The sequence below is a fragment of the Hanstruepera ponticola genome, from assembly GCF_002940745.1.
Lineage (GTDB): Bacteria > Bacteroidota > Bacteroidia > Flavobacteriales > Flavobacteriaceae > Hanstruepera > Hanstruepera ponticola.
Genome location: NZ_POTB01000001.1, coordinates 625625 through 641261 on the forward strand (window position 1 = coordinate 625625; position 15637 = coordinate 641261).

Annotated in this window: 16 protein-coding genes; 12 read left to right on the top strand and 4 right to left on the bottom strand. The window is 32.8% G+C overall.

The window, feature by feature from the left end; all coding sequences use genetic code 11:
* Window positions 1–34: 34 nt before the first annotated feature.
* From C1S72_RS02675 to C1S72_RS02730, 12 genes are all read left to right on the top strand, one after another.
* A complete protein-coding gene (locus tag C1S72_RS02675) occupies window positions 35–2404 on the top strand; it encodes a heavy metal translocating P-type ATPase (RefSeq protein WP_104734128.1) in 2370 nt (789 codons plus the stop codon).
* 82 nt (window positions 2405–2486) lie between these two features.
* Window positions 2487–2675 carry a cbb3-type cytochrome oxidase assembly protein CcoS gene (gene ccoS, locus C1S72_RS02680; protein ID WP_104734129.1) on the top strand — a complete coding sequence of 63 codons (189 nt, stop codon included), beginning with the start codon at window positions 2487–2489 and terminating at the stop codon, window positions 2673–2675.
* 5 nt (window positions 2676–2680) lie between these two features.
* Window positions 2681–4870 (top strand): cytochrome-c oxidase, cbb3-type subunit I, encoded by a 2190-nt coding sequence (gene ccoN, locus C1S72_RS02685; RefSeq protein WP_104734130.1) that lies wholly within the window; start codon window positions 2681–2683, stop codon window positions 4868–4870.
* Between the two features lie 4 nt (window positions 4871–4874).
* Complete coding sequence (locus C1S72_RS14490) at window positions 4875–5060, top strand: CcoQ/FixQ family Cbb3-type cytochrome c oxidase assembly chaperone (protein ID WP_104734131.1); 186 nt, start codon at window positions 4875–4877, stop codon at window positions 5058–5060.
* Window positions 5057–6007 (top strand): cbb3-type cytochrome c oxidase N-terminal domain-containing protein, encoded by a 951-nt coding sequence (locus C1S72_RS02695; RefSeq protein WP_104734132.1) that lies wholly within the window; start codon window positions 5057–5059, stop codon window positions 6005–6007. Before C1S72_RS14490 ends, C1S72_RS02695 begins: the two co-directional genes overlap by 4 nt.
* 20 nt (window positions 6008–6027) lie before the next feature.
* Window positions 6028–7452 carry a cytochrome c oxidase accessory protein CcoG gene (gene ccoG / locus C1S72_RS02700; RefSeq protein ID WP_104734133.1) on the top strand — a complete coding sequence of 475 codons (1425 nt, stop codon included), beginning with the start codon at window positions 6028–6030 and terminating at the stop codon, window positions 7450–7452.
* Between the two features lie 10 nt (window positions 7453–7462).
* Complete coding sequence (locus C1S72_RS02705) at window positions 7463–7909, top strand: FixH family protein (protein ID WP_104734134.1); 447 nt, start codon at window positions 7463–7465, stop codon at window positions 7907–7909.
* Window positions 7910–8611 carry a sulfite exporter TauE/SafE family protein gene (locus C1S72_RS02710; RefSeq protein WP_104734135.1) on the top strand — a complete coding sequence of 234 codons (702 nt, stop codon included), beginning with the start codon at window positions 7910–7912 and terminating at the stop codon, window positions 8609–8611.
* Window positions 8612–8678: 67 nt separating this feature from the next.
* Complete coding sequence (locus C1S72_RS02715) at window positions 8679–9113, top strand: RrF2 family transcriptional regulator (protein WP_104734136.1); 435 nt, start codon at window positions 8679–8681, stop codon at window positions 9111–9113.
* A gap of 47 nt (window positions 9114–9160) precedes the next feature.
* Window positions 9161–9895 (top strand): iron-sulfur cluster repair di-iron protein, encoded by a 735-nt coding sequence (gene ric, locus C1S72_RS02720; RefSeq protein ID WP_104734137.1) that lies wholly within the window; start codon window positions 9161–9163, stop codon window positions 9893–9895.
* Between the two features lie 104 nt (window positions 9896–9999).
* A complete protein-coding gene (locus tag C1S72_RS02725) occupies window positions 10000–11193 on the top strand; it encodes a hypothetical protein (RefSeq protein ID WP_104734138.1) in 1194 nt (397 codons plus the stop codon).
* Window positions 11180–11644, top strand: coding sequence for a hemerythrin domain-containing protein (locus tag C1S72_RS02730; protein ID WP_104734139.1), 465 nt, complete (start codon window positions 11180–11182; stop codon window positions 11642–11644). The genes C1S72_RS02725 and C1S72_RS02730 overlap by 14 nt, the downstream gene beginning before the upstream one ends.
* A gap of 10 nt (window positions 11645–11654) precedes the next feature.
* Here the strand turns inward: C1S72_RS02730 and C1S72_RS02735 are convergent, their stop codons facing one another.
* The 4 genes from C1S72_RS02735 to C1S72_RS02750 all read right to left on the bottom strand — a co-directional run bounded on the left by C1S72_RS02735 (window position 11655) and on the right by C1S72_RS02750 (window position 15635).
* The gene (locus C1S72_RS02735; protein WP_104734140.1) at window positions 11655–13652 is read right to left on the bottom strand and encodes a TonB-copper family protein; all 1998 of its coding nucleotides are present in this window, start codon (window positions 13650–13652) and stop codon (window positions 11655–11657) included.
* A gap of 65 nt (window positions 13653–13717) precedes the next feature.
* Window positions 13718–14569 (bottom strand): hypothetical protein, encoded by an 852-nt coding sequence (locus tag C1S72_RS02740; RefSeq protein WP_104734141.1) that lies wholly within the window; start codon window positions 14567–14569, stop codon window positions 13718–13720.
* Window positions 14570–14738: 169 nt separating this feature from the next.
* Window positions 14739–15134, bottom strand: a complete 396-nt coding sequence (locus tag C1S72_RS02745) for a hypothetical protein (protein ID WP_104734142.1) — start codon at window positions 15132–15134, stop codon at window positions 14739–14741.
* A 54-nt stretch (window positions 15135–15188) separates the two neighbouring features.
* Window positions 15189–15635, bottom strand: coding sequence for a hypothetical protein (locus tag C1S72_RS02750; protein ID WP_104734143.1), 447 nt, complete (start codon window positions 15633–15635; stop codon window positions 15189–15191).
* Window positions 15636–15637 lie beyond the last annotated feature (2 nt).

Here is a 15637-nt window from a genome sequence, read left to right on the forward strand (position 1 = left end):
TGACTTTTGTAATAGGTAAATTGAGCAAATTATTATGAGCAAGGCTTCTTGTTTCCATTGTGGTGATATATGTGTTTCAGAACTAATAACTTACAACGATAAATCTTTTTGTTGCAATGGTTGTAAAACAGTTTTTGAAATATTTCAAGAAAACGATTTAACTTGCTATTACGATTTACAAAATGCTCCAGGGGCTGTTCCAAAGGAAATAGCGGGAAAATATGATTTTCTTTCTCAAGAAAATATAATTGAGAAACTTACTGAATTCAATGATGGTAACATTCAAATTGTTACGTTATATATTCCACATATTCACTGTAGTTCTTGTATTTGGATTTTGGAAAACCTTTCCAAACTAAATCCTAATATTAGTTCATCACAAGTGAATTTTGGTAAAAAAAATCTACGTATAACTTACAATTCAAAACAAGCATCACTCAAAGAAGTTGTTTTATTATTGAGTTCCATTGGCTATGAACCTTATATATCACTAGACGATTTTAAAACAGGTAATCAGCATATAAACAGAACCTTAATTTACAAATTGGGTATAGCCGGTTTTGCCTTTGGTAATGTTATGTTTCTATCGTTTCCAGAATATTTTGAAGTTGGTGAGTTTTGGCTGGAAAAATATAAGCATCTATTCCGCTGGCTCATGTTTTTCTTTTCATTACCAGTAGTATTTTATGCAGGTCAAGACTACTTTATTTCAGCCTACAAAGGATTGAGATCCAAAATATTAAATATTGACGTGCCAATAGCACTAGGTATTGCTGTGCTTTTTATACGAAGTACAGTTGAAATAATCTTTGATCTAGGCTCTGGCTTTTTTGACAGCTTAACTGGATTGGTCTTCTTTTTATTATTAGGAAAGTTTTTTCAGCAAAAAACATATTCTTTTTTATCATTTGAAAGGGATTACAAGTCCTACTTTCCTATTGCTGTGACTAAAATTTTTGAAGGAAAAGAAACACCTATTCAAGTTTATGACATTAAAAAAGGTGATAGATTACTTATAAGAAATGAGGAACTTATTCCTGTTGATGGTATTTTAATAAATGGTAAAGCACGTATTGATTACAGTTTTGTGACTGGAGAGTCTGAAACAGTTTCAAAACAATCTGGCGACAAACTTTTTGCTGGCGGCAAACAAACATCTGGTGTTATTGAAATGGAGGCCTTAAAATCTGTTGAGCAAAGTTACCTTACGCAATTATGGAGTAACGATGTTTTCAGTAAAAACAAGGATGATGGGTTTACTACTTTAACAAATGCTATTAGTAAACGGTTTACTATTACTGTTTTAAGTATTGCCATTTTAGCCACAAGCTATTGGTTGGTTGTAGATTCGTCAAAAGCTATGAATGTATTTACAGCTGTATTAATTATTGCTTGTCCCTGTGCCATAGCACTTTCAGCACCTTTCACTTACGGAAATTTACTGCGTATTTTCGGGAAATTAAAGTTCTATGTTAAAAATGCTTCGGTTATGGAGCAATTAGCCAGTATAAATACGGTTATTTTTGATAAGACTGGAACCATTACCTCCAATCAAAAAAGTACTGCTAGCTATGAGGGGAAAGCACTTACTGGTTCTGAAGAAACACTTCTGAAGAACACACTACGTGGCTCAAACCATCCCTTAAGTAGAACGCTTTATGATATATTAGATGAACAAGATATCATTTCCTTAAATCACTTTGAAGAGCATTTAGGTCAGGGTATTGAAGCGTCTTATGAGCAAAACTCCATTAAAATAGGTTCGGCTAGTTTTGTTGGAGCAACTGAAACAGCTTTACTTAATACTGCAGTTCATATAAGTGCAAATAGTCAATACAGAGGAAAATTCACGTTTTACAATAGTTATAGAAAAGGTATTTCAAAACTATTTAACAAACTGAAAAAAAACTATGACTTGGTGATTCTTTCAGGAGATAATGAAGGAGAACTGGAAAACTTAAAAAAACTTTTGCCTTCCAAAACAAAATTGATATTTAATCAAAAACCTGACGATAAATTAGAATACATTAAATATCATCAATCTGAAGGTGCTAAAGTGCTTATGGTTGGTGATGGCCTAAACGATGCTGGAGCATTAGCCCAAAGTAATGTAGGAATTGCTATTTCTGAAAACGTCAATGTATTTTCACCAGCTTGTGATGCTATTTTAGATGCTTCAAAAATCAATCAATTAGTTAAATTTTTAAAAGCTTCTAAAAGTGCTATAAAAATCATCAAATGGAGTTTTGTGTTGTCTTTTATTTACAACATTGTCGGACTCTATTTTGCAGTTACAGGTCAGCTAGCTCCAGTTGTAGCAGCTATTTTAATGCCTTTAAGTTCTATAAGTATTGTGGTGTTTACAACTATTGCAACTAATATAATAGGAAGAAAACTAGAATAATTACAAATAATATGAAACATGACTTATATCATATTTTTAAGTATCTTTTAATAATATTTTTGACAAATAACTTCAAATAGGTATGGGTGTTATATATATTTTATTGAGTATTAGCATAGTAGTTGCTATAATTTTCTTCATCGCTTTCATTTATGCTGTCAAAAATGGGCAGTATGATGATAGTTATACACCTTCAGTACGTATGCTTTTTGAAGATGAAATTATAAAAGATCAAAAAAATCCAACTGTTAAAACCAAAAAGACTAATTAATTATTATGGAAGTACAACAATTTCATTACGATAACAAAATCGTTAAAAATTTCCTATATGCTACAATGCTTTGGGGAGTTGTAGGTATGCTGGTAGGTTTATTACTAGCATTCATGTTTTTATTCCCCAATTTAACCGATGGTATTTCATGGTTAAGTTTTGGTCGTTTAAGACCCTTGCATACGAATGCTGTAATTTTTGCCTTTGTTGGAAATGCCATTTTTGCCGGTGTTTATTATTCCTCGCAACGGTTATTGAAAGCCAGAATGGCAAGTGACCTATTGAGTAAAATTAATTTTTGGGGATGGCAACTTATTATTGTTGGTGCTGCTATCACCTTACCACTAGGTTACACAACTTCAAAAGAGTATGCCGAATTAGAATGGCCTTTTGATATTGCTATTGCATTAGTTTGGGTTGTTTTCGGGTGGAATTTAATTGCTACCATTTTAAAACGTAGACAACGTCACCTTTACGTAGCACTTTGGTTTTATATAGCAACTTTTGTAACTGTAGCAGTACTGCATATTTTCAACAGTCTGGAAATGCCTGTAAGCGCCTTGAAAAGTTACTCGGTTTATGCAGGTGTTCAAGATGCACTTGTACAATGGTGGTACGGACACAATGCTGTTGCATTTTTCCTGACCACACCCTTTTTAGGATTGATGTATTATTTTGTTCCTAAAGCGGCTAACAGACCTGTTTACTCTTACAGATTATCTATTGTTCACTTCTGGTCACTTATATTTATTTACATCTGGGCAGGACCTCACCACCTATTATATACAGCCTTACCTGAATGGGCTCAAAATTTAGGTGTCGCCTTTTCTGTTATGTTATTGATGCCATCTTGGGGTGGTATGATAAACGGTTTATTAACATTACGTGGTGCCTGGGATAAAGTAAGAACTGATCCTGTTTTAAAATTTATGGTTGTGGCCATTACTGGATATGGTATGGCAACCTTTGAAGGCCCTATGCTTTCACTTAAAAATGTAAATGCCATTGGACACTTTACCGATTGGATTATTGCGCATGTTCATGTTGGAGCGTTGGCTTGGAACGGTTTCCTAACCTTTGGTATGATATATTATCTGATTCCAAGGCTTTTCAAAACAAAATTATTCTCAATAGGTCTGGCTAATTTGCATTTCTGGATAGGAACTTTGGGAATAATCATATATGCGTTACCAATGTATGTAGCTGGTTTCACCCAAGCAAGTATGTGGAAACAATTCAATCCCGATGGTACATTGGTTTATGGAAACTTTTTAGAAACTGTTTCTGAAATCATTCCAATGTATTGGATGCGTGCTATAGGTGGTACCTTATTCATTACAGGAATGCTTATCATGATTTATAATGTAATTGTAACTATAAAATCAGGTAGTAAAGTTACTGATGAATTAGCCGAAGCACCTGCACTACAACGCGTGTCAAAACACCGAGTAGCTGGTGAAGGTTGGCATACTTGGTTAGAACGTAAACCAATAAGATTGACCATTTGGGCCACTATTGCTATATTAATTGGTGGTATTGTACAGATTGTTCCAACTATTATGGTAAAATCTAATATTCCAACTATTAGTAGTGTTCAGCCTTATACACCATTGGAATTAGAAGGGCGTGACATTTACATTAGAGAAGGTTGTGTAGGTTGTCACTCTCAAATGATTAGGCCCTTTAGAAGTGAAGTTGAACGATATGGTGAATACTCAAAAGCTGGTGAATATGTTTATGACCACCCTTTCCTTTGGGGAAGTAAACGTACAGGACCAGACCTACACCGTATAGGTGGTAAGTATTCAGATAACTGGCATTTAAACCATATGTACGATCCACAAAGTACCTCTTCTGGTTCTATCATGCCAGCTTACCAGTGGCTTGTTCATAATGAACTGGATAAATCACAAACCGAAGCTAAAATGAATGCTATGGTCAAACTCGGTGTTCCTTATAGTGATGAAGACATAGCCAATGCACAAGAAGCCATGTTGGAACAAGGAACTCAAATAGAAAAGAACTTGTATGCTGACCCTGATTTTGCCGAAACATATGAGGCTGACAAACAATCAGGAGGAGCTGACTTTGTTGAAATGCGAAATCGTGAAATAGTAGCACTTATTGCATATTTACAACGATTAGGAACTGATATTAAAGTAACCGATTTAGAAGAAACAACCACTCAAAACTAGAATTATGCTAAAATTTGTAAAAAATCATATGGAGAGTATTACTGGTATTGAAATATACCCTATCATCTCCTTACTTATATTTTTCATTTTTTTTGTAGTCCTTTTTTGGTGGGTTTTTACCGCAAAAAAAGACTATATCAAGACTGTAAGCAATATCCCTTTAGATAACCAAAACCAAACAAAACTATGAGACAGTATATCCCATCTTGGATAAGAGTTCCAGTAGTATTTTTTATAATCTATGGACTAGTAGAATATTTTATTGAATCAGGAGAAAAACCTGCATTCATGGAGCAACCTGTAATTATGCTTTTCCTAGTTTTGGTTTTGCTCATACTAATTGCAGTAGAAGCCATAGTAAGTTCTATGGATAACATTTTGTATCAAAGCCTGGATGCCAAAGCAAAAGCACGATACGATGCTAGAAAATCAAGTACACCAAAAGTTGTTATCTGGATTCAGAATACTTACAAGAAACTATTAGGGCAAAAACCTGTTGAAGAAGAACATGAGATTATTTTAGATCACAACTATGATGGTATAAGAGAATTGGATAACGATTTGCCACCTTGGTGGTTATATGGCTTTTATGCTTCCATAATTTTTGGTGCTATCTATTTAATTAGATATCATGTTTTTAATGGTCCAAATCAATATGAAGAATTAGAGGCTAAATATGCTCAAGCAGAGATTGAAATAGAAGAATATAGGAGAACAGCAAAAGACCTTGTTGACATTAATACCGTTACTGTTTTAACAGATGCTGCTGACATAAAAGCTGGCCAAGTTATTTTTGAAGAAAACTGTGTAGCCTGTCATATGGCTGATGGAGGTGGTGGTATTGGTCCTAACCTAACCGATAAGTACTGGATTTTAGGTGGTGGTATAAAAAATGTTTTCAAAACCGTGTCAGAAGGTGGTAGAAATGGAAAAGGTATGATTGCTTGGAAACAAAGTTTAAAACCATCAGAAATTGCTCAAGTTTCTAGTTATGTCTTACAATTCGAAGGTACCACACCGGCAAAACCAAAAGAAGCTGAAGGCGAAATTTGGGTAGATGAAAATGCACCCGTTGAAGACATACCTACTGAAGCCATGGAAGTAAAAACAGATTCAATTATTACAATAGAAAATTAATATAATCTTGTAAAAAAATCGTGGAAGCTCCAGAAAACGAATCGTTTAGAGATTCGATAGGTACCATTAACGAAGACGGAAAACGCGCTTGGGTATATCCGAAAAAGCCCAGCGGACGCTATTACGAAAAACGTAAAATAGTTAGCTATTTATTATTAGTTTTTCTGTTTGCCGCGCCTTTTGTAAAAGTTAATGGTAATCAATTTCTGTTGTTTAATGTATTAGAACGACGGTTTAATATTTTTGGGTTTCCGTTTTGGCCACAAGATTTCCACCTGTTTGTAATCTCTATGATTATTGGTGTCGTATTTATTACATTTTTTACAGTTGGATTTGGAAGAGTTTTTTGTGGTTGGATTTGTCCACAAACCATTTTTATGGAAATGGTCTTTAGACGCATAGAATACTGGATTGATGGTGATAGAAATAAACAACGAAAACTAGATAGACAAAAATGGGATGCTGAAAAAATTAGAAAGCGCCTACTAAAATGGTTCTTATTTTTAATTATCTCGTTTTTAATAGCCAATGTTTTTTTAGCCTACTTGATAGGTAGTGATAAACTTATTAAATATGTTATTGATGGGCCAACAGCACATTTAGGCACCTTGTTCCCATTAATCATATTTACAGCAGTTTTCTATTTTGTATTCGCCTGGTTTAGGGAACAAGTATGTATCATTGCCTGTCCATATGGACGCTTGCAAGGTGTTCTTTTAGATAACAAATCAATTGTTGTCGCCTACGATTATAAACGTGGTGAAGGTGAAAACGGTCGAAAAAAGTTTAGAAAAAATGAAGATCGGGAAGCTTTAGGTCATGGCGATTGTATTGATTGTTTACAATGTGTACATGTTTGCCCTACTGGTATTGATATAAGAAATGGAACACAATTAGAATGCGTAAACTGTACCGCTTGTATTGATGAATGTGATCATATCATGGAAAGCATCAACCTTCCTAAAGGTTTAATACGCTATGCGAGCGAAGATGAAATAGAAAAGAAAGAAAAATTTAAGCTCACAGCTAGGATGAAAGGGTACATCGCAGTGCTTATCATTTTAATTGGTGTTTTAATTGGTATGTTGATGATTAGAAATGATGTTGAAGCCAGAGTTTTAAGGCTACCTGGACAACTATATGAGCATAAGGAAGGTGACATAATAAGTAATGTATTTACCTATAAATTAGTGAACAAAACAGTACATGAAATAGACAACGTGAGTTTTAAACTGCGAAAATATGATGGCGAAATCAAAGTTGTTTCCAATAGTGATAATATCATTATTCCTGAAGAAGGACTAGCCGAAGGAACATTGTTTATTGAAATTGATAAAAAAGATTTGACTGGTGATAAGAATAAATTAGTAATTGAAGTTTACAGTGGTGATGAATTAATTGAAACTACAAGTGTAAACTTTTTAGGGCCTAGAAGTTATAATTAAGACAAGTGTTATGAAATTTAATTGGGGAACAGGTATTGTGATTGCTTTTGTAGGGTTTATTTCTTTCATCATGTATTTTGTGATTAGCATGAATACAGATAAAGCATTAGATCATGATTTAGTAACGGAAGATTACTATAAACAGGAATTAGAGTTTCAAAATGATATTGATAAAGAAAACAATTCTAAATCATTAACCAAAAATTTATCTTGGAAGAAAACCAATGAAGGTATCATAATAACATTTCCTGAATCCCTGGAGATTAATAGCATAACAGGAAACGTGTTCCTATATAGACCATCTAATAAACAATTTGACTTTGAAACGGACATTTCTTTGTCAAACCACAATTTGCTCATACCTGACAAGCGTTTGTTAGATGGTCGTTGGAACATTAAGGTTGATTGGCAATATAACGGAAAATCATATCTCTACAAAAAAGAAATAATATACTAAATGCTATGGTCTGCAATTATATTGGGTTTATTAGGCAGCTTTCACTGTGTTGGCATGTGTGGTCCTATTGCCTTTATGTTACCTGTTGATCGCAGTAATTCATTCAAAAAAACAACTCAAATTTTTGCATACCACATTGGTCGTCTATTTGCTTACGCACTTATTGGACTAGTTTTTGGGTTAGTTGGAAAAAGTCTTTATTTGTTTGGTTTACAACAGCAATTATCTATTGCCATCGGGATAGTTATGATAGTAATAATAGTTATACCTGCAAAAACTTTTAATCAATATAATTTTTCAAAGCCTATCTATAAATTAATTGGCAAAGTAAAATCTGGCTTGGGAAAAGCTTTAAAAAGAAAAACTGCTGATACTTTTTTAACTATTGGCTTTTTAAATGGCTTTTTACCTTGCGGTTTAGTTTATATGGCAGTTTTTGCCTCTTTAGCTATGCAAAGTGCTACTTATGGCGCTTTATATATGACTCTGTTTGGTTTGGGAACAATCCCTTTAATGACCGTTGCTATTTACTTTGGGAAGTTTTTAAATGTAACTGTCAAACAACGCATTCAGAAAGCTATTCCTGTATTTGTTGTTATTATTGGATTGCTATTTATTATTAGAGGATTAGGTTTAGGCATACCTTACCTCTCTCCTGCTCCAATTGTTGAAACGGCCGATGGAATTATTGAATGTCATTAAATATTTTATTTAAGATAATTTTGTCCGAATTAAATTTTACATTAAATTTGTATTAAATTACTAACGTATGTTTTCCAAAGCTTGTGAATACGGTATTAAAGCAGCTATATTTATAGCCATCAGCTCATCTGAAGGAAAGCGTGTTACTCCCAAGGAAATTGCCGAAGAGATAAATTCCCCACAAGCATTTACAGCCAAAATATTACAAGCGCTTGTAAAGCATGATGTCATTAATTCTGTTAAAGGAGCTTACGGTGGTTTTGAGATTGATAAAAATCAGATAAATAAAATTAAACTAGCGCAAATTGTAAATGCCATTGATGGTGATAAAATTTATAGAGGTTGTGGATTAGGCCTTGAAAAATGTGATGAAAACCATCCTTGTCCTGTTCATGAAAAATTTAAAAGTATTCGTAACAATTTACAGTATATGTTAGAACATACAACATTAGAAGAACTAGCCCTTGATATTAAATCTGGTGCTTCGTTTTTAAAAGTCTAAAAAAAATTAATATTAAATAGGATGTTTTTATCCGAAATAAAAACAATATGGAAACATTAGAAAAAAACACTCAAAAACAAATTGGTGAATATGTTGCAGAAGATTATAGAACGGCTGCTGTATTCTCGAAATACAAAATTGACTTTTGCTGTAATGGTGGTAGAACCCTAGATGAAGCTTGCCAAAAAAAGGATATAAACAGTAACCAATTGCTCGATGAACTTAATGCTGTGTTAAATAATAAAGGCAACCAAGCCATAGACTACAAATCGTGGCCTTTAGATTTGTTAATTGATTATATAGAGAAAAAACATCATCGCTATGTTGAAGAAAAAATTCCTGTAATTCGTCAGTTTTTAGAAAAACTGTGTCGTGTTCATGGTGAGCGTCATCCAGAATTATTTAAAATCAATGAATTGTTTACTGGTTCAGCTGGTGATTTGGCAGCTCACATGAAAAAAGAAGAACTCATTCTTTTTCCATTTATCAAAAAAATGGTTAACGCAACTTTAGACGGAAAAGCTATTGAAGCACCACATTTTGGTACGGTTGAAAACCCTATTGCCTTGATGAAAGAGGAACATGATAATGAAGGTGGTCGTTTTAGAGAAATAGCAACCTTAACCGATAATTACAATCCTCCTACAGATGCATGTAACACGTATAGAGTTACGTTTGCTATGCTAAATGAGTTTGAGCAAGATTTACATTTACATATCCATTTAGAAAATAATATACTGTTTCCTCAAGCCATAAAATTGGAACAGTTGTTTAGTGAGTAGTACTTAATAATTAGTTTGTTTGTTTAAATTCCAGAAAGTTAACCTAAAGGCTTTCTGGAATTTTTATTTAAAAATTCCTATTTTAAATTTCTATAAAATATTTCATGCTCAAAAAACTAGTATTAGTTAGCTTATTAAACTTCCTGATTGCCGCAATAATGGGTTTGTTATTACGGTATTCATTTTTGGGAGATTTACCCATTAATTATCGATATCTAACACATGCACATTCACATGTTGCTATGTTAGGCTGGGTGTATTTAATGTTATACACTTTTTATGTGTATTACTTTATTCCTGATAAAAAACCCATTTACAATCGCTTATTTTGGCTCACTGAATTTGCTGTTATTGGTATGCTGTTGAGTTTCCCTTTTCAAGGTTATGCTGCCATATCAATAACGTTTTCTACGCTTCATATTCTATGTAGTTACTATTTTGTTTATTTAATATGGAAGCACTTTAAATCTGATTCTATAGTCACCAAACTTTTAGTGAGAGCTTCGCTCCTATTCATGCTGGTTTCAACTCTTGGAGTTTGGTGTTTGGGTCCAGCAGTTTCAGCATTTGGTAAAGCTTCAGCATTTTATCAAATAGCCATTCAATTCTTTCTACATTTTCAATTTAATGGGTGGTTTTTAATTGGCGTTATTGCTATATTCTTTCACTTACTACAGATTAAAAACTCAAAAGCATTTAAACACTTTTATATTCTGTTAATTATCTCAACCATTCTAACCCTTGCATTACCTGTACAATGGTTTACGCCTCATAATAGTTTGTTTTGGATAAACGCGATTGGTATTACCCTACAAATGATAGCTTTAATCCTGTTATTTAAATTGATTAATCCTCAATTATCAAAATTTTTCATAAAACAGTCAAGTCTTACTCGAAATCTATTTCTGTTTGCCATTGCTTGCTTGGTATTAAAAATAGTATTACAATTTACAGCGTTACTACCTGAATTTTCTCAAGTTGTTTACGAACATCGAAATTTTGTAATTGGATTCATTCATCTTACTATGCTAGGTGTTATTTCTGGGTTTTTATTTGCTCTAATATTACAGAACAACGTTGTTAAATTTTCTAAAACCATGCAGTTTGGAGTCTATTTATTTATTTTAGGATTTCTGCTGACCGAATTATTAATTGCCCTTCAAGGATATAGATATTATATAGGCGAAGGTATCATTGCGCATTATTATTTATTGTTATTTCTATTTAGTATTTTACTCCCACTAGGCATAAGCTTTTTAATTATCAATATCAAATCAACAACCTATGAAACATCATAAACCACAGAAACGCCATATAGCTTTGCAACCCTTAAGCAGAGAACATCATCATGGTCTATTACTGTGCTGGAAGATAAAAATGGGATTTAAAAAGAATATATCGTCAGAAAGAATTTGGAAGTATGCCAATTGGTTTTACGAAACACATTTAATTCCGCATTTTGAAATTGAAGAAAAACATGTCTTCCCTATTCTTGATAATACCAATAATCTTGTAAATGAAGCTATAGAGCAACATAGGGAACTACAAATGCTGTTTACAGAATCTACCAAGGTCACAAACACCTTGTCAGCTATTGAAGTATTATTGGAAAAACACATTCGTTTTGAAGAACGTGTGCTATTTCCTGAAATACAAAATATGGCTAGTGAAACCCAAATGTTAGATATTGAAAAAATACATCAATCAGAATCGTTTCAAGATAATCTGACTGATGCATTTTGGAAATAATATACTTTATTTACCTAATTACAAACGACGCATTAACATAAAAGTTTCGACCTTGTCTAGGTATATTATTCCAGTCGGCATAGGTAGAATAAAAGGTATCTAATAGGTTTTCTACACCATATTTAAAAACCAGCTTATTGCTTTTTAAGTTTACAACATTACCTAAATTTAAATTCAATACGCCATAGGCAGGTGTTTCATCTTCGCCATAAAAGCTACTAAAACGCGTTTGGTTTCCATTACCTTCTAATTGCAAAGCGGCATTAAATTTAGATGTTGAATACGCTACTTCAGCTAGGTATGAAAATGGCTTGATAATTGGTAAGGGTTCGTCATTACTACCTTGTCCGTAATTATACCCTATAGTTCCATTAAATGATATGGTTTTAGAAAAATTATATGATGTATTTAAATACACATCAAAAATAGACGCATGTTCAATTCCAGTATAAATCTTAACTCCTGTTGCTCCAATAGTCATAGGGCTCAATGTTGGATCTATTTCACCAATAATATAATCCATGATATAGAAGTAAGAACTTTCAATACCTACTTTAAAGTTTTTTAAATAGTAATTAAATTTAATATTCGTTTCAATAGATTTTTCATTATTTAAATACGGATTTCCTATATAATCAAAATTATCGAAGCTATTAAACAAGAAAAAACCATAACCTTCACTTACAGATGGTGCACGTTCGCCATAACCTAAACCAAAGGCAAAATCATAATTATCTTTTTTTAATTGATAATCACCTGAAACACCCATTAAAAAGCGGTTTTTAGAATCGGTTAATTCTGGATAGAATATTTGTAAACTTTCTAAACCGACTTGTTCTCCAATAGTATTATTTTGAAAGCCAAATCGAGCAGAAGCTGATAAGATTGTCGTTTCACTTAATGCATAAATGTCTTTTGCATAAATACCCGAATATAAGGTTCTAATATCTGGCCACGTGTACATAAACATAAGCGGTTGGTTAGAATCGTTTGGATACATGGTCATTTCGGCTAATGAACGGTTGTAGAATCCGTTTAAATTGAATAACAAATTATGCTTATTTTCTTCAATTTTCACCTTGCTATAAAAACCGTAAGTATCGCTCCATCCTGGCATATCCATGCGAATAGGTACATCTGGCCGTTGCGAATCATCCATTATATGTGTTATGGTGTTGAAATACAGTTTAGATTCCCAATTCTTAATAAACGTTGAGTCGCTTTTATACGTGTGGGTTAACGATGTTATTAAAGCTTCTGCAAGAGACACATCCATTGGTAATGCAGGGTAACCTACATCTGTAGCTTTATCATAAATTATATTAGCATCTAACTGATGATTTTCTGATAATTTATAACCGCCTTGTAATGAAATATTATATTTCTGAAATTGTGAATACAAGACTTCTTGATTGCCTCCAGCATCATAATTGTCAGATTTTCTAAAAATACCATCTGCATTCAAATAAAAGGTATTTCCAGAGTACTCTACATCTAATCCAGCGGTTCTATAATTTCCGTTAGTTTCATAACCCAAATCTATACTCGATTTTAACCCAAAATCATAATATTTAGATTCAGGCAATTGTAAATCAATGGCACCACCAACACAATGTCCATTTTCGGTACCTTCTTGACCTGATGCAATAGTGACTTTCTTTAAGTTAGATACATCAACGTATGACGTAATAGGATCCATTTTATCGGTACAAGCACCAAATATTTGCATACCATCTATGGTAACGTTTAAACGCTCACTGGTCATGTTGCTCAATGTAGGTTCCCAAGCGTAATTTCCACGCTTAATCATAGTTATTCGATTAGATTTTTCTAAATAATCATCTATACTAGATAATGTTTTCTCTTGACGGTAGTTACTTAATTTACGCTGTGTGATTAAAATAACCTCATCTAATTGCGTTGTATCCTTTTCTATTGAAGGTAAAGTGTCTTGACCAAATGAAAACGTACTATATATGACGCCCAATACGATTATGAGCTTTTTCATGACTTTAGTGTTTAATGAGACTTCATAGATAGTTATGTCATCTATGAAATCTCATGTTTTGAAAATTAAAATTCTAATTCTAGATATAAGCTACTTTGCTCATTGGTATCAGTAACATCTTCTCCTTTTAAAACCTCATCATCCACATTCATAAGTTTTAAGTTTAACACCCAATACCCTGTCATGGTTAATGATAAGTTAGCGTGGTACAAATTGTCAGTCGCATTAAACGTTAAATTGGTATTATTTGGCGAAGTATGATTACCCATTCCTGGCATACGAGGATCAAGTGTTAAGATGTAATTTTCTACAACTGGAAAGGACATCATATTTTCCATTTTATAAACACCTACTACCAAATCATTATTCCCGATAATTGGGTTTTCTGGCTCTATAATAGCAACAACATAACGACTCGAATCCGTTCCCATAAAACTTGATACGTTTTGATTATCATTTTGCATAACTGTAATCGCATCTGAAACCATATAATCAACACCATCAATAGTGTAGTCCAGCATTAATGACCAACCTGATCCATCTGTATTAGTCATTTGATAAACAATAGTTCCTGTATAAACCGTGTTTTTTCCACTAGCCTTTATTGGATTTGTGTTTGGGCAAGAGTGTTGCATGGTTGGCATTTGCATCATTGGCATCCAACTCATTGTAGCATTCTCAATATAATTATTGGTTGATTTGTCTTTAATGCGAATACTTACCGCGTTATAGCCTGTATAGAACATACCTGATTTGTTGTATAATTCAATAGTATGCGTATCGTTATCTAATTCTTGAATAAGTCTTAACCCTTCAACTTCACTCGTTGGAGGTGTGAAATCATCGTTTTCGTCATCTGAACACGAGACTGTAAATAGTGCTAAAAAAAGGATTGGTAATATATATTTAAGTTTCATTTTAATATGTTTTAGAGCATATCAATAGTTGGTAACAGCATAAGAAGTTACATGTATTGACATTAAATTTTGAGTAATTTATTTTGACCTTTTGATGTAGAATCCCGCTCCTGGCTTATTATATCAAGCTAGACCAAGAAAAAAACATCGTATTTAAATTGATAGAAACTTAAGCGAAGTTTGGAGGTGGTGTATCAATCGAGAGATATGTTTCAGTAATGATTGGTGTTTGATAAAACACCTTGTTTTTGTTTATATGAAAAGAAATAAATTGGGCTTCAACAGCATTAATATCTGACACAAAATATACATCTAAAACAACACGCTTGCTTTCTTGAACAGGTGCTTTACCATTAGTTCCAGATTCGTTTTGTGCTAACTGCTTCTTTAAATGACATTTACCATTACAACCTTGTTGGTCATCTTTCTGAATACAAAGTGTTTTGGCAATAAAATCTTGATTAGCTAAATAATCACCCACAATAACCAACGTATTGATATTATGAGCTAGTAGAATAACTACTAAAACATACGCTGTTATTTTATGGGTTATACTTTTAATCATGGTACAAATTTAATTCATCTTTTTATGTTGAAACATGATATTGGTCACATTTTATTATAATTTGAAGTGTTCAAAATACGTCTGAATTAATGCCTGTAAATTTGTTAATGCCTCTGTTGCATTTGATACATTTTCAGTTTCACGAAGCATAGAAATTTCATCTAACATAGGAACCAAAACAACGTGCAATTGATCATGTGGTTCACCTGTCATAGTACAGTTTTTAATAATGTAGCTTGTTTGCTTTGATAAGGAATCACCTAATGTTTTATAATTGGTGTTTTCACTTTTTTTAAAGTCCGAAATTATAGCGTTCATTTTTGTGACACCTTCATGAGTTTCTGTATTCACTAACCATTTATCACTTAAATTTAATTTTAAACTTAAGGTGTCAACTATTGAAATATCGTCAACTGTATTATTAGCTTCAGTTTTTACTTCTTTTTTACAACCCACAAATGAGAGTAACCCAATAACAACTATTAAATTTGATACTTTCATAA

Bases quoted from the DNA above. Each gene is read 5' to 3' on its own strand.
- C1S72_RS02675 (WP_104734128.1), top strand. From the start codon at position 35: ATGAGCAAGGCTTCTTGTTTCCATTGTGGTGATATATGTGTTTCAGAA.
- ccoS (WP_104734129.1), top strand. From the start codon at position 2,487: ATGGGTGTTATATATATTTTATTGAGTATTAGCATAGTAGTTGCTATA.
- ccoN (WP_104734130.1), top strand. From the start codon at position 2,681: ATGGAAGTACAACAATTTCATTACGATAACAAAATCGTTAAAAATTTC.
- C1S72_RS14490 (WP_104734131.1), top strand. From the start codon at position 4,875: ATGCTAAAATTTGTAAAAAATCATATGGAGAGTATTACTGGTATTGAA.
- C1S72_RS02695 (WP_104734132.1), top strand. From the start codon at position 5,057: ATGAGACAGTATATCCCATCTTGGATAAGAGTTCCAGTAGTATTTTTT.
- C1S72_RS02705 (WP_104734134.1), top strand. From the start codon at position 7,463: ATGAAATTTAATTGGGGAACAGGTATTGTGATTGCTTTTGTAGGGTTT.
- C1S72_RS02710 (WP_104734135.1), top strand. From the start codon at position 7,910: ATGCTATGGTCTGCAATTATATTGGGTTTATTAGGCAGCTTTCACTGT.
- C1S72_RS02715 (WP_104734136.1), top strand. From the start codon at position 8,679: ATGTTTTCCAAAGCTTGTGAATACGGTATTAAAGCAGCTATATTTATA.
- ric (WP_104734137.1), top strand. From the start codon at position 9,161: ATGGAAACATTAGAAAAAAACACTCAAAAACAAATTGGTGAATATGTT.
- C1S72_RS02725 (WP_104734138.1), top strand. From the start codon at position 10,000: ATGCTCAAAAAACTAGTATTAGTTAGCTTATTAAACTTCCTGATTGCC.
- C1S72_RS02730 (WP_104734139.1), top strand. From the start codon at position 11,180: ATGAAACATCATAAACCACAGAAACGCCATATAGCTTTGCAACCCTTA.
- C1S72_RS02735 (WP_104734140.1), bottom strand. From the start codon at position 13,652: ATGAAAAAGCTCATAATCGTATTGGGCGTCATATATAGTACGTTTTCA.
- C1S72_RS02740 (WP_104734141.1), bottom strand. From the start codon at position 14,569: ATGAAACTTAAATATATATTACCAATCCTTTTTTTAGCACTATTTACA.
- C1S72_RS02745 (WP_104734142.1), bottom strand. From the start codon at position 15,134: ATGATTAAAAGTATAACCCATAAAATAACAGCGTATGTTTTAGTAGTT.
- C1S72_RS02750 (WP_104734143.1), bottom strand. From the start codon at position 15,635: ATGAAAGTATCAAATTTAATAGTTGTTATTGGGTTACTCTCATTTGTG.